Annotated in this window: 13 protein-coding genes; 7 read left to right on the forward strand and 6 right to left on the reverse strand. The window is 36.2% G+C overall.

Annotated elements, in window-relative coordinates; genetic code table 11:
• Positions 1–639 precede the first annotated feature (639 nt).
• From IPM92_11830 to IPM92_11845, 4 genes are all read left to right on the forward strand, one after another.
• Positions 640–783 (forward strand): hypothetical protein, encoded by a 144-nt coding sequence (locus IPM92_11830; protein MBK9109022.1) that lies wholly within the window; start codon positions 640–642, stop codon positions 781–783.
• Positions 784–871: 88 nt separating this feature from the next.
• The gene (locus IPM92_11835; protein ID MBK9109023.1) at positions 872–1,168 is read left to right on the forward strand and encodes a hypothetical protein; all 297 of its coding nucleotides are present in this window, start codon (positions 872–874) and stop codon (positions 1,166–1,168) included.
• Positions 1,169–1,190: 22 nt separating this feature from the next.
• Positions 1,191–1,556 (forward strand): IS66 family insertion sequence element accessory protein TnpB, encoded by a 366-nt coding sequence (gene tnpB / locus IPM92_11840; GenBank protein ID MBK9109024.1) that lies wholly within the window; start codon positions 1,191–1,193, stop codon positions 1,554–1,556.
• Positions 1,557–1,621: 65 nt separating this feature from the next.
• Positions 1,622–3,193, forward strand: coding sequence for an IS66 family transposase (locus tag IPM92_11845; protein MBK9109025.1), 1,572 nt, complete (start codon positions 1,622–1,624; stop codon positions 3,191–3,193).
• Positions 3,194–3,490: 297 nt separating this feature from the next.
• On the opposite strand, the gene IPM92_11850 is transcribed toward IPM92_11845, so the two are convergent.
• Together IPM92_11850 and IPM92_11855 are read right to left on the reverse strand one after the other, a co-directional pair.
• Positions 3,491–5,002, reverse strand: a complete 1,512-nt coding sequence (locus IPM92_11850) for a hypothetical protein (protein MBK9109026.1) — start codon at positions 5,000–5,002, stop codon at positions 3,491–3,493.
• Positions 4,977–7,823 (reverse strand): hypothetical protein, encoded by a 2,847-nt coding sequence (locus tag IPM92_11855; protein ID MBK9109027.1) that lies wholly within the window; start codon positions 7,821–7,823, stop codon positions 4,977–4,979. The genes IPM92_11850 and IPM92_11855 overlap by 26 nt, the downstream gene beginning before the upstream one ends.
• A gap of 593 nt (positions 7,824–8,416) precedes the next feature.
• On the opposite strand from IPM92_11855, the gene tnpB (IPM92_11860) reads away from it, so the two are divergent.
• The 3 genes from tnpB (IPM92_11860) to IPM92_11870 are packed head-to-tail and all read left to right on the forward strand — an operon-like array spanning position 8,417 to position 10,333.
• On the forward strand, positions 8,417–8,797 hold the full coding sequence (gene tnpB, locus IPM92_11860) for an IS66 family insertion sequence element accessory protein TnpB (protein MBK9109028.1): 381 nt from the start codon (positions 8,417–8,419) through the stop codon (positions 8,795–8,797).
• Positions 8,794–9,510 (forward strand): IS66 family transposase zinc-finger binding domain-containing protein, encoded by a 717-nt coding sequence (locus tag IPM92_11865; GenBank protein MBK9109029.1) that lies wholly within the window; start codon positions 8,794–8,796, stop codon positions 9,508–9,510. The genes tnpB (IPM92_11860) and IPM92_11865 overlap by 4 nt, the downstream gene beginning before the upstream one ends.
• The gene (locus IPM92_11870; GenBank protein MBK9109030.1) at positions 9,401–10,333 is read left to right on the forward strand and encodes an IS66 family transposase; all 933 of its coding nucleotides are present in this window, start codon (positions 9,401–9,403) and stop codon (positions 10,331–10,333) included. Before IPM92_11865 ends, IPM92_11870 begins: the two co-directional genes overlap by 110 nt.
• Before the next feature lie 795 nt (positions 10,334–11,128).
• Here IPM92_11870 and IPM92_11875 read toward each other — a convergent pair.
• The 4 genes from IPM92_11875 to IPM92_11890 form a co-directional block, all read right to left on the reverse strand.
• Positions 11,129–11,845 carry a T9SS type A sorting domain-containing protein gene (locus IPM92_11875; protein ID MBK9109031.1) on the reverse strand — a complete coding sequence of 239 codons (717 nt, stop codon included), beginning with the start codon at positions 11,843–11,845 and terminating at the stop codon, positions 11,129–11,131.
• The gene (locus tag IPM92_11880; GenBank protein MBK9109032.1) at positions 11,839–11,985 is read right to left on the reverse strand and encodes a hypothetical protein; all 147 of its coding nucleotides are present in this window, start codon (positions 11,983–11,985) and stop codon (positions 11,839–11,841) included. Before IPM92_11880 ends, IPM92_11875 begins: the two co-directional genes overlap by 7 nt.
• A 105-nt stretch (positions 11,986–12,090) precedes the next feature.
• A complete protein-coding gene (locus IPM92_11885) occupies positions 12,091–13,014 on the reverse strand; it encodes a hypothetical protein (protein MBK9109033.1) in 924 nt (307 codons plus the stop codon).
• Positions 13,015–13,107: 93 nt separating this feature from the next.
• Positions 13,108–13,365, reverse strand: coding sequence for a hypothetical protein (locus IPM92_11890; protein ID MBK9109034.1), 258 nt, complete (start codon positions 13,363–13,365; stop codon positions 13,108–13,110).
• Positions 13,366–13,376: the final 11 nt, after the last annotated feature.

Below are 13,376 nucleotides of genomic sequence, written 5' to 3' on the forward strand. Positions count from 1 at the left end.
AGAATCATGTTAATAAATGGGAATTAGAAAATGCTGAAGTTTTAGATATTCCATCAATAGGAATGGGTTTCAACCCATTCCTCCCCAAAGAGGAGATTATGGTTTAAGGAGTTAGGTCCAATGAAGATGGAGCAAAGATTGAAGATACTAGGAAATGTTTTTTGAGCAAGGGAAATAATGACTTCGATTCAACATCCGTTTGGAAAACGCAGTTTTCCAATCGCCCCAACGTATCCCGCTTTGAAATAATTTGGGGTGTAGATTTTACACTAATAAAGCGGGAGGAGACTACGCAGAGCTGGTTATGTTTGAAATTCAAAAAACTAACGATAGTTAGTTTTTTGAATTTCAAACAGTCAAACAGTCAAACAGTCAAACAGTCAAACAGTCAAACAGTCAAACAGTCAAACAGTCAAACAGTCAAACAGTCAAACAGTCAAACAGTCAAACAGTCAAACAGTCAAACAGTCAAACAGTCAAACAGTCAAACAGTCAAACAGTCAAACAGTCAAACAGTCAAACAGTCAAACAGTCAAACAGTCAAACAGTCAAACAGTCAAACAGTCAAACAGTCAAACAGTCAAGCGTCAAACAGTCAAACAGTCAAACAGTCAAACAGTCAAGCGTAAAAACCAAATCATGAAAACATTCCCCCAAACTAATGTTCCTACAAACCTACATGCCTACCAGCCTATCAACCTACAATCCAGTCAGACTAACAGACTAACAGACTTCCTCGGTTTCAAACCTGACCTAAAAGACACATTTCAAGACCTCATGTGATTTCTGTGTTTGCAGATGCAAGTAATAAAGTATCCCACCGTCTAAGTGCATCTTGCCTGATATGAAATGATTTAGTTGTTTTGCGTTTATGAAAAACACATCAATGTATTGGCAGCGCCATATAGAACGGCAAAAAAGTACTGCTCAATCTGTCAAAAGATATTGCGAACGTTATAATATCTCTGTGGGGATGTTCCATTATTGGAAACGCAAAATTCGAAGCTCGGAGTCTTATGAGCAATTTACCGAAATCCAATTAGTTGATGGTGATGTGATAAATAATATGATACACGTTCGTTTTCCTACCGGAGTAGAGATGTGGTTTAAAGGTCAGGCTCCATCTGCTTTTTTGCGCGAACTTGCAGGACATGAAATCTGCAAATAGAAAAGAAACTTTTAGCTGAACCATGTTGGGTTTTCATAGTGCACAACGTTATTTTATCTGTACGGCTGCTGTTGACATGCGCAAGGGTATAGATGGACTATGTGGAGTAGTACGCCAGGTATTGGAAGACAATCCCATGAGTGGTTATGTGTTTATTTTTTTTAATAAGGATCGCGACAAAGTGAAGTTGCTGGTATGGGATACGGATGGCTATGTGATGTATCATAAACGATTGGAAAGAGGTACATTTGAAATCATTGAGCAAAGTGAAGGAAATCGAAAATTGTCACTGCGTTATGATCACCTAGTCATGTTGCTTAGTGGTGTATCCATTCGACATTGTGTTCAACGCAAAAGATTCAGTAAGTTATCCACAATTTCGGCATAGTCTTGTTAGTAAATATTGTTGGCAATTTACTGTAATGGCAGGTATGATGAAATTAATTTTGCATCATGGATTACAAAGCAATTATTGCCGAAAAGGATGCAATCATTGCAGCGCAGAATGACTTTATTAAAAAACTCCAGGAACAAACATCAAGTCGCATTGGGCAACTGGAATATGAATTAGCACAACTTAAGAAATTGATCTTTGGAAGTAAGCAAGAACGCTTCATTGGTCAAGTCAATACAAATCAACTTTCTCTTTTTAACACAGAGGAACAAACCAACATATCAGATCCGGCTGGACAAAAGCAACACATTGAGTATGACCGCAACAGTACAAAGAAACATCCGGGTCGAACGGAACTTCCGGATCATTTGCCTATTGAAGAAGTGCTGATTGAACCACAAGAAGACACCACCGGAATGGTAAAAATCGGAGAAGAGATTACGGAGACATTGGAATATACACCGGCCAGCCTGGTAAAGAAAAGAACGATCCGTCCTAAATATGCAAAACCTGATGGCAATGGAGTGGTGATTGGTAAATTGCCATCACGTCCAATACCTAAGGCCATCGCAGAATCAAGTTTATTGTCGCATATACTGGTATCAAAATTTATCGATCATCTTCCTTTTTACCGACAGATCCAACGGTTCAAAAGAGAGTATCAATGGGAAGTAAGCGATAGTACGATCAATGAGTGGTTCGTTGCTGTATGTACTTTGCTACATCCGCTGTATGAAGCATTGCAACGTAAAGTAATATCGAGCGCTTATTTACAGGTAGATGAATCGCCGATAAAAGTTCTGGATCAGGATAAACCCGGTAGTACGCATCAGGGCTATCAGTGGGTATATTATTCACCACAAACTAAACTTGTATTCTTCAATTATCGAAAAGGCCGTGGACAACATGGCCCAAAAGAAATATTGTTGAACTACCAAGGTATACTTCAGACAAACGGTTGGCAGGTGTATGATAAATTTGCAGAAGTTCCCGGTATTACACTCGTGGGTTGCCTTGCACATGCAAGAAGACAGTTCCATGAGGCTGTCCAAACGCACAAGCTCAGCAGTGAGCAAGCCCTTGAAATTATACAACGAATCTATGCTATCGAGCGAGATGGAAATAATCTACCACCTACAGAACGCAAAATGTATCGCGACCAAAAACTTATTCCTATATGGAATGAGTTGCGTAGCTGGATCGATGTTCAACTGAATACTGATGTGGAACCCAAAAGTGCATTAGGCAAAGCACTAACTTACATTAATAAGCAATGGCCAAAGTTGACCCGAATTCTCGATCATGGTCAGGTAGAGTTGGACAATAATCTGATTGAAAATAAAATTCGGCCACTCGCTCTGGGACGTAAAAATTATCTCTTTGCGGGGTCCCATGATGCAGCACAGCGTATTGCAATGATGTACTCCTTCTTTGGCTCTTGTAAAGCTCATGATGCAAACCCATATGAGTGGCTCAGGTCAATCTTGGATAAGATACCGAGACCAAGTTATCGGAATTGGAATGGCTCCTACCTGGTGCTGGGATGTAGTTGGTCGGAGGGATACAATATATCCACAATTACAGATTTCGAAATTAACATTCTGCGTCGAATCCAAAAAGTCACCATATGAATTTCCAAATCTATCGAAACTAATAGAATCAGGGTTTTGCGAAATTGATTGATGCGGTGGTGCCGACGTACAGAAATTAGACACCTGTGCAATTACCTCATTGTAAGTCATAAAAAGGCAAAGGAGTGCGAATAATAAGATTCTAGAATATTCGCTTCTAAAATTGTTTTTCCGCCAATTAATAAAAAAAGGGAATTAATTCTAGTTTGTGTTGTCATTTTCAAAGCAATAAATTTTATTAAATTTAGAAATTAATTTTCATTTTGAAATAGAACTATTTTTAATTCATATAACATTCTATAAGATTAAAATCTTCTGAAACATTGTTTTGCCTTCACTCTCTAAAAGTATAAAGTATATTCCTCCTTTAATTGGGTCCAAAGCAATATTGTCAGGCATACCATGGAATTGCTTCATTAATCTTCCTTCTATATCTATTATTTTCATTTTATAATCGGTAAATCCATCATACTTGTAATTCCTACGGAGAATATAGTTGTTTAAATCTAAAATATAAAAATTCCCGTATTCACTTTTATTTTCATTCGATGAGTTGACCAAACACACATCGCTATCATCCCAGACGCGATAAGTCGGTAAATTCGGTAAATTAAAAAAATTAAGTCCAGGCAATGAGATTTCACCAGGCTTAAAATTGCAAAGTGTTCCTTTGCAATTTGGTGATTCAATAACGCTTAGTTTATTAGACCACCACATCTCACTGATATATATTCTACCATCAGGCGCCAATAATCCGTGGTGATAATTCACATGAATACCAGCAAGCGTATCAATATAGCTATCGCGGATTAGTATCTCTGAGCCTTTCACATCCGGCTCGAACAAATCGTATTGGTAGACCTTTGTTATGTTAAAAGCGTACAAATATCTACTGTTTGAACTGAATGCTATTCCTCCTCTAGTATTTATTGAATCATTCACACTGTTCCTAAGTTCAATCGGATTCGAAAATGAGCCATCTGATGGATTAAAATCTAATAAAATCAATTGCGTTCCATTAAAACGCGCATATTTATTTCGATTAGGACTAAACTTCGCCTGACCAAAATTATCCTTCCTGCCCACGAAGGGTCCAATGCATTGTTTAGAATAAACTTTAACTCCTTCATGATTAAATACAAAAACAAAATAACAGTTTGATCCAGCTCGCGGGTTGACTATCCACCAATCCTTTATGTTATCTTGATAGCAAGCTGTAATATATGATTCACAAACAGTATCAGCTAATACAGTATCCCAACAACTTTCCAAAAATATTTCATTTTGGGTATCTGTATGAATGTTACAGCTAAATAGAGCCTCCGAAAAACTTGGAAAAAGCATCAAACTGTCCTCATCAAAATTTATATAAGGATTTCCCCAATTGGTATAAAACAATTTATAACTTCCTTCCAAATCAGGCCAAGGCAAAAGTAAATCAGATTGATCAATAGGCCATCCAACCCAAGACCTACAGTAATCCAATTTTCTTTTAGATATCAAATTATGTGAGCCCCTTAATGTATCATACTTTTCATTGGCTATATAACATCCAGTAGAAAATACTCTAAGCTCTCCTTTGGAATTAGAGACCGCAGTATTTGAATAGTTCGCAGGTATTCTATTCTTCTCATCTGCTTGAATTCCAATAATTCTATCCAGACCCAAATCATTGAAGATAATCTGTATCTTATTGACATCATTAAATTGATCAGAGCCAATAAGCCAATTATAATCAGCCCTTGTGTATTGTGCTTCTATAGGTAAATACTGAATAGATAAACTAATTATGAAAATATTTCTCCACATTGTTTCCTGTTTTAATAAAATATAGTCCGGGCTTAATACTTCTATCATTAAATAATTGATGTTCATGTTTAAAGTTTTTAATCAATTTACCGTCCAAATTGATTAAACTTTTATTTAAATTGGAAATATATTGATTGATTTCGTGCTGCCCTGTCGGTAATATTAATGGCGATGTAGTCTCGCATTCATTATCTTGTATCGAAGTATCCCGCAAGCAATGTGGCAATAAATTATTGGCAAAGTATGGCAAATAGCCAAAATCAGAAGGACAACTATTGGCAACTTCGAATAAGTCGTCTGCCATTTCTTCAGTAATAAATCCATTAAGTCGATAGAACATTGAAGCAGAATAAACCCTTTTCATATAGAGTTCATTGTCATTAGATGTACTCACATTTATTACTTCTGAATATAAGTCCGATATTCTTTCAATATTTTCTTCATTCAATAAAATTGATATTGAATTTAAAGTATCCATTATAAAATAAATACTATCAGAAATAATTTTTAATGAATCGTCGTCAATTGACAAAGCATCTTGATAATTACTATCCAATGATACAGTTAAGGTTTCTAAATTATTTAATAATTCTTTTATTGTGCTACTATCCGTGGATGAAGTGTAGTATAATCTATTATATTCGAATTCAATGTCATACCATACATCCATATTTGTGTTGGATTCAATATCGGAAACATAAGAATTTACCGCAGAAGGATATGTTAGATTATCCAAATTTCTTTTAAATGTTTTGTAATAAGTGTATTGGATATTATATAGATAAGTTGGATTAGTAATCATTTCGCTTATTGAATCGGAGAGAACTAATTCATCCATAGGAGATAATTGAAATCCTGGTGAGTTACAATTATTAACTGCATGATTAACATATGTCCACCAATGAATATTTGTTTGTGGGATGATTTCAGGAGTCAAATAAGTGGGATAATAGGTAGAAGGTCGATTCTGATGAACATTAAAAAGAGAGAAAATTGCATAATCTTGATATCCGCAGATACCTGCAGTCCATCCACCACCACATAAAGGAATAAATTGATTTCCAGTCCAATCTTGGTTGCCAATCCAAGAGGCTCTCTGTGATGAGAAACTTCCAGACAACTCCAAAAGTGTACCGTATCGCGAAATATTGCTTGAAAATAAAGCATGGTCACATATTCCCGAAATTAAGAAGGTTCTAAAACAATCATAAGCCTGATTGCCACAAATTATTGAATTCATAGCATTTTCTATACTAAATGGTGTAATAATTCGATTCAAGGGCAATGGAGATGTTAAACAATCTGGATTTCCAACCCATGGAGCCACAATATTTTCCGAAAAAGTAAATTTAATATTATAGTCTCCGCTAAATGTAAATAAGTTATCGATATTATTTACAGGAGTCGAAGTGTATTGTACAACATTATCAGAAACAAAAAAATTAGATTTTTTACCTTGCGAATTAATTGCTTCAAATAACCCTGTGCCACTCCCGATAAAGTAATCATTATCATAAAATCCAATTAATGATGATTCTGGATAGTTCCCATAAAAATAAATGCAACGGGTGCTCACTCCTGTGGATGACTGCCTAAACTCATTATGTCTTACATTAACTAAAACATTATCCTCCACATCACCATCAAGGAAATTTGAAAAGTCATTAATATAATCCTTGTCATTTAATGAAATAAATCTACTACCTGCTGTGCCACACTCATCTTTAAAATCACAATTTTCAATATTAACGTATGAATTAGATTTATGTACCGTGGTGACAATTGAATTATATCCTAATGAAATATACTGAAAATACTGTGTTGATAAATTATTATTTAAAGTAAAGTTGCACCAATTAATATTTAGCCAATAAACATTTTGAATTGAAACATTTCTATTATTATTAAGAAATTCGCAGTTTAGCAAATCAACATCTCCATTTTCTGCTCGAATTCCTGCAATTTTAATATCATCAAATTTTAAATTTCTTAAATTCATTCTATTTCGTTTTCCTATGTTGATCTGCCAAATACCATATTTTAATCGTTTAAATCCGGAGCGAAACAATATGCTTCCATTAGGTAGTGTGATTGGAAATCGATTTAATTTTATGCCAGCAGTCGTTATTTCATTAGTAGTTCCATTTAAAGGTCCAGTACAGGTGAAAGCGTTTCTTCTAAATGCTGTAATATATGCGTTAGGCTTAATCAATGCATTCGCTGGTGCTTCCATATATATTCCAATCCGATTTCTATTGAAAGTTGTGTTTTGAATATCCATATAACACTGGTGATTAATCGTCTGAATCGCTCCTTGTGCATCTTCAATAATAGTATTTGTTGAAGTTTGGATTTTGGAGTTTCCAGTAAGTATTATTCCTTCCCACAATTGATCACAAGCAAATAATTTCGAATTTTCAATTTTAAATGTTATACTTTCATCTACAGTTATAGAAACTCCAGGTTCTATCATGATAATCGCATTAATAAACTTAAAATTATTTACGTCGATTAATAAATCGCGATCGATATTTATATACCCAGACAGTTCATTATTTGTTGGATTAAAGTCCGATATTTTATCAACGCCTAATGATACATAGTTTGAATAACTTCCGTATTGGGAACATAAGGTCGGAATTCCATGCTCCAAATCGGAATCATCAATGACAGGAGGCGTACAGGGATAGTAGGGTTCTTCCTGACAAACAACCGCAGAAATTTGAAATGCAAATAAAAGCAAGAGCAATATCTGTCTAGTTCCGATTGAAATTAAGGTGCCTTTAACTGATACCATAAAAGAAAAATGTGAATTTTTCATAAAATTAATATTTAGTTTTAACAATCAAGTTTAATAATTTCATTTTGATATATTGGCCAGACCAATGTAAGATACGTTAATCGTAGCCAAATGCTGCCTAAACCATAATTATTTAACATTTGGCATGATGAAAACTGAACCAAAAGGATATAACCTGATAAACAATCTTCATTGTTTGTCATATCATGTAGTTCAGCCCCCTATAAAATCTGACATGATTACGAAAGTATTTTTGTATTGAATCCGTCCTACGAAGTACATCTTGCGAGAGACCCAAACACCCGATAGCTTTGCCAGAAAATAGTTTTTATGACAAAGCAAGAATTTGAACTGCTGAAAATTGAATTGGAAACTAGCGGAATGTCGCTTAAAAGTTTTATGGCAACAAAGGGGTTCCCAATACATCAATTTCAATATTGGAGAAAGAAGTACTGTTTAAAGGAACCATCAAAATCAAAAAATGAATTTATTCAAATTGGATCTATCCAACCACCAAATTCAACAATTTGATTGGAATATCCTAATGGAGTGACGATCAACTTTCAGGCGAATCCCGGATCAGAAACATTATTGAAACTGATCAATTCCAAAAGTTGATTCCGTTTACTTGCGGACACCGGTATTTTCTATATACCGGTATTACAGATTTCCGCAAAAGTTATGACGGACTGTTTGGAATTATTAAATCAATCATGCAAAGTAATCCATTGAGCGGTGACGTATATCTATTTACTAATAAACGGCGTAATCAAATACGGATGATGGTTTACGATACCGGAGGATTAGTATTATTGAGCAAGCGTTTAGATAGAGGTACCTTTGAAATTATGGAATCGCAAACTAATCATATAAAATTGAACATCAGTTGGACGCAATTAATGTGTATCATGCAGGGCATTAAATTGAACAGTATTCGTTATAGAAAGAGACATATAATTGGCGAAAAATATTTGAAAAATAATTATGTAAATTGAAAATAAATTGCGATCTTGTTGTTGTGATACAAGATTCAAATAAAGAAATTACAAATGAATATTTGCTTACGCAAATTGCAGAATACAAGAAGGAAAACGAATACTTACGCCAAGAATTAGCGCAATTAAAACGATTCATATTTGGAGCAAAATCGGAGCGATTCATAAGCAACGAACCACCTCTCCCACCGAATACATTATTTACACAAGTGAACGAGGAGGAGCAACCATTAGAAAATTTAACTGAAAGAATAACCCACACCAGAGAAAAGGCAGTACACAAACGCGGAGGAAGGAAAGAACTGCCAGATCACTTAAGGCGAGAAGTCATTGTACTGGAGCCAGAGGGGAAAACGGATGATATGAAATGTATTGGCAAAAATGTCACTGAAGAATTGGAGTACATTCCAGGAGTCATCTATGTCAATCGCTACGAAAGGCCTAAATACAAAGACCCAAAGTCAGAAAAAATAATCATTGCTCCGATGCCTTCGAGAGTAGTTGATAAATGCATAGCTGGTCCAGATTTTATGGCTTATGCTATTATTGGAAAGTATTTGGATCATAACCCATATTATAGATTCCTCCAACAACTCAAAAAGAATGCATCAAGTGGATATCCCTCGATCGACTTTTGGAGGCTGGGGCAGTCAATATGTCAATGCATTGGAGCCCATTTTTGGTGCTCATCAAAAAGAAGTTCTATCCGCTAATTATTTACAAACGGATGAAAGCCCAATCAAAGTGCAATCAGATGAAGTAAAAGGAAAATGTCATTTAGGATATATGTGGGTCAGCAGAGATCCACAAAAAAATTTAGTCTTATTTACTTATCAAAAAGGTAGGTCCGCAGAATATTTTAATAATCATATCCAGGGATTTAGAGGTAAGTTACAAACAGATGGTTATAGCGTTTATGAATCCTGTGAAAATAATCCAGATTTTATTATGTTCAGTTGCTGGGCACATGCCAGAAGTTATTTTGAACAAGCACTTGATAATGACAAACAGCGCGCAGATTACGTGTTAAGGCAAATCCAAATTCTTTATAAAATTGAGGAATCTGCCAAAGAACAAAAACTATCCAAAGAAGAACGACAAAAATGGCGACAGGAAAATGCCATTCCGGTTTTGAATACTATTAAAGAATTTCTTGATAAAAATGTAGAGTCTATACTTCCAGCCAGTGCAATTGGAAAAGCCTTTGGATATGCAATCAAACGATGGGATAAGCTACTGGCATATACAGTTCATGGTGAAGTAGAAATTGATAATAAGCTTATAGAAAATGCTATCCGTCCTTTGGCTCTGGGTAGAAAGAATTATTTGTTTGCAGGTTCTGAGGAATCAGCCCAAAGATCGGCTATGGTTTATTCCTTGTTTGCTACTTGCAAGCTCCATGACATTAACCCATATGATTGGTTAACCGATGTCTTCCACAGAATTAAGGATCATCCTATAAATCGTATCTCAGAACTACTTCCGCAGAATTGGTGCAGGTCAATCGCGAAGGAAAACATTGACATTGTTGCCTAAGTGTACTTCGTGGGACGGATACGATTATAGAGTATGGATAAAAGAGTAAGGATGATAGAGTAAAGATTATAGATTATAGATAATGGAGCAAAGATTTATTGAGAATAAATCGTAACAATTCAGTTAAAGTAGATTTCAGAATAAATATCGGGATATTTTTCTGTCAAAAAAAATGCGCAAAGTAATGAATGCACATGCTTTGCAGACAAAATCTAAACACAGCCGGCTTTAGCCGGATTCATAAACGAGAACCCAAAAATGCTGAATTTTATATTTATCATCAATAGGAATGGGTTTCAACCCATTCCGGAAATTCAATTCATCATCCGTTTGGAAAACGGAGTTTTCCTATCGCCCCAGCGTATCCCGCTTTGAAAATTTAGTATGAAGCATTGAAGTTTCTTAAAGCGGGAAGAGGCTACGCAGAGCGGTTTAAATTTCAAGCAGTTTATATAACACAAACTAATGCCGGCTTCAGCCGGATTCATAAACGAAAACACAAAAAATTTAGTTTAGAAACACAAACCCAGAAGCACAAAAAATGAACCTTCAACTATCAATAGGAATGGGTTTCAACCCATTCCAGATTATATAACACAAACGAATGCCGGCTTCAGCCGGATTCAAAGACGAAAACACAAAAAATTTAGTTTAGAAACGCAAACCCAAAAGCACAAAAAATGAACCCTCAACTATCAATAGGAATGGGTTTCAACCCATTCCTCCCTATACAGAGTTGCAAAAAAAAACCCGGAAGTTGGTGCTTCCGGGTTTTGTATTTGCTGTTAAGCAATATTATTTCACAACTGTGAATTTTTTAGTTGAAGTACCTTCTTCAGTCGAAACGCGAACCAGGTAAGTTCCTGCTTTCAATTCCGTAGTTGGAATTGGAATGATGCTTTTTTCTATTGCTTTATGGCTGTCGAATCCTACGATTCTTCCATCCAATTGTGCAATTGTAATGTTTGCATCCGTTGGTTTTTCAAAATTCAAAGACACTCTTAATACATTATCCATAACTGGGTTAGGATAAATTTGCATAACGTTTTCTGCAAGTGGTTTGTCATCAGTCTTCACACACAAGTCAATAACCAATTCCTGAATTGGTGTATTGATACCTTGGAATCCGTTAAACCATTCTCCAGCAGCATCCACAACAAAAGTTGAAAACGACTGAGCATTGTAACTTTTCTCGTTACTGATAGCGTGGAAAATTGGAACTGCGCCTGTAGGTGTTGGTGGATGTTCTGAACCAATAAAATAACGAGCGTTTTGTTTTAAAACGATACCAGGATCACCTGTATTAAAGTCTGTCAAGTCTACTTCAATCATTTGGAAATTCTGTTCTGTTGTACCTGTGAAAGATTCTGCAGATAAAATTTCTACAGAAGGTGAAGTAATACCACCGGTGCCTTCAAAATTGGACCAGTCGGCTTCAACATCATCTGTAACTTTTAGGAAATAAATTGAAACGGAATAACCATCTAAAGAACCTCCAGGATTGGCTACCATAGAAAAACGGGTTTTGGTTGCTTTCCAACAGTCATTTGCATTCCAACAGTTGGATGTGCGATATAAGTTTCCGAAAATATAACCTGCTCCACTACCTGCTCTAACACCACTGGTTGAACGAGGAGCTTTAGCATATTCATTTAAGGAAACTTCAAAAGAGTCAACACGGATGTTGTCAATTTGATTGTAATCACCATTTGCATCTTTGCCATATACGGTGTAACGGAAAAAATACCTTCCGAATCCTAAATTATTAGGAACAAAAAGTTGTCTGTGCGGAAGGAGGTATCGTCGTCTGTTGTTTCAAGGCGTGCAATCAATACAGAATCTCTGAAAAGGACTTTTCTTCTGTCGATGTCGATAACTTCACCTACCAAAACAACATTTGTTTGTGCCTGGCTTCCTTTGTTGTTCAAATTGGCAGAAAAGATCATGGTATCAAAGCAGATCTGATCTTTAGGCTGACGGTAAGCTGCTGGTGTGTAGAAATGGCTGTTAAGTGCCAAATCAAATGAAGGAACATCAATCAACTGAACATCATCAACGATCCAGTAATAATATTCGCCTTCAAAACGAAAACGGATCTGAACATTCGCCTGTTGAGCAGCCACATTAGAGATGTCGATGGTAATTTGACTGTTGGTTGCTGTTTCCTGGTTTACTGCAATGTCGCCATTGACAGGAAATGAAGTCCAGTTAGCGCCGCCATCATTGGTGACATCTACAAAAACAGTAGATTGGAAATTTCTAAAATACTGGTTGAATTTCAATGCAACACCCGGAAAAGTAGAACAATTGATGACCGGGCTGGTCAAAACTCCTGTGTGCGGAGCTGGGCATTTGCCATTTCCAAAGTTTCCAACAATACCTGCATTGTCATACAAGTCTGAATTGAAAACCATAGCACCATTGGCGCGTGAGGCAGAAGCAATAGGCCCTCTGGCGCCCCAATAAGCACCTCCGGCTGCAGTACCTGCAGGGCTGTAATACCAAATAGCAGAATCTGCTTTGGTTGGATCAGCAGAACTTAGGCCTTGTGTAGTCCAACCATTCAAACCACCTGCAAAGGTAGAATTGGGGTCGTTGGGACCTCCCCATAAAATTGTCTGAGCCTGCATAATGCCAACGCTCAGGCATAAAATTGTGAAAACTGTAAAAATTCTTTTCATAAAAACGGTAAATTGATGAACGTGAATAAAATTTCTTTTAAAAAAGCGCACAAATATAGTATATGTATATTGTTAGCTGTAAAATTTAACAAATTAACTCTCTAAATGCTGCAATAACAGTGTTTTATCGACTGGGTAGACCCCCGTTTTCTCACACACCTGCCCACCTGCTTCATTACAACAAATTCCCATAAACTCATCTGATAACGAACGAGCCATACAAATCGCTGCCAGACTGATTACGGTATCTCCGGCCCCACTGACATCGGCAATTTTTCGGGGCTGTGTTGGGTAAATTCTGCCTTTTTCACCACTTTGAATCCAAATGCCTTCTGAAGCCAGGGTGATCATCAATGATTTAC

This window comes from Saprospiraceae bacterium, from assembly GCA_016719615.1.
Classification (GTDB): Bacteria; Bacteroidota; Bacteroidia; order Chitinophagales; family Saprospiraceae; genus Vicinibacter.

Excerpts from the sequence above, each read along its gene's own strand:
- IPM92_11870 (MBK9109030.1), top strand. The coding sequence starts at position 9,401 with ATGCATCAAGTGGATATCCCTCGATCGACTTTTGGAGGCTGGGGCAGT.
- IPM92_11880 (MBK9109032.1), bottom strand. The coding sequence starts at position 11,985 with ATGAATATGCTAAAGCTCCTCGTTCAACCAGTGGTGTTAGAGCAGGTA.
- IPM92_11875 (MBK9109031.1), bottom strand. The coding sequence starts at position 11,845 with ATGGTAGCCAATCCTGGAGGTTCTTTAGATGGTTATTCCGTTTCAATT.
- IPM92_11885 (MBK9109033.1), bottom strand. The coding sequence starts at position 13,014 with ATGAAAAGAATTTTTACAGTTTTCACAATTTTATGCCTGAGCGTTGGC.
- IPM92_11855 (MBK9109027.1), bottom strand. The coding sequence starts at position 7,823 with ATGAAAAATTCACATTTTTCTTTTATGGTATCAGTTAAAGGCACCTTA.
- IPM92_11830 (MBK9109022.1), top strand. The coding sequence starts at position 640 with ATGAAAACATTCCCCCAAACTAATGTTCCTACAAACCTACATGCCTAC.
- tnpB (MBK9109024.1), top strand. The coding sequence starts at position 1,191 with ATGTTGGGTTTTCATAGTGCACAACGTTATTTTATCTGTACGGCTGCT.
- IPM92_11835 (MBK9109023.1), top strand. The coding sequence starts at position 872 with ATGAAAAACACATCAATGTATTGGCAGCGCCATATAGAACGGCAAAAA.
- IPM92_11850 (MBK9109026.1), bottom strand. The coding sequence starts at position 5,002 with ATGTGGAGAAATATTTTCATAATTAGTTTATCTATTCAGTATTTACCT.
- IPM92_11845 (MBK9109025.1), top strand. The coding sequence starts at position 1,622 with ATGGATTACAAAGCAATTATTGCCGAAAAGGATGCAATCATTGCAGCG.
- IPM92_11890 (MBK9109034.1), bottom strand. The coding sequence starts at position 13,365 with ATGATCACCCTGGCTTCAGAAGGCATTTGGATTCAAAGTGGTGAAAAA.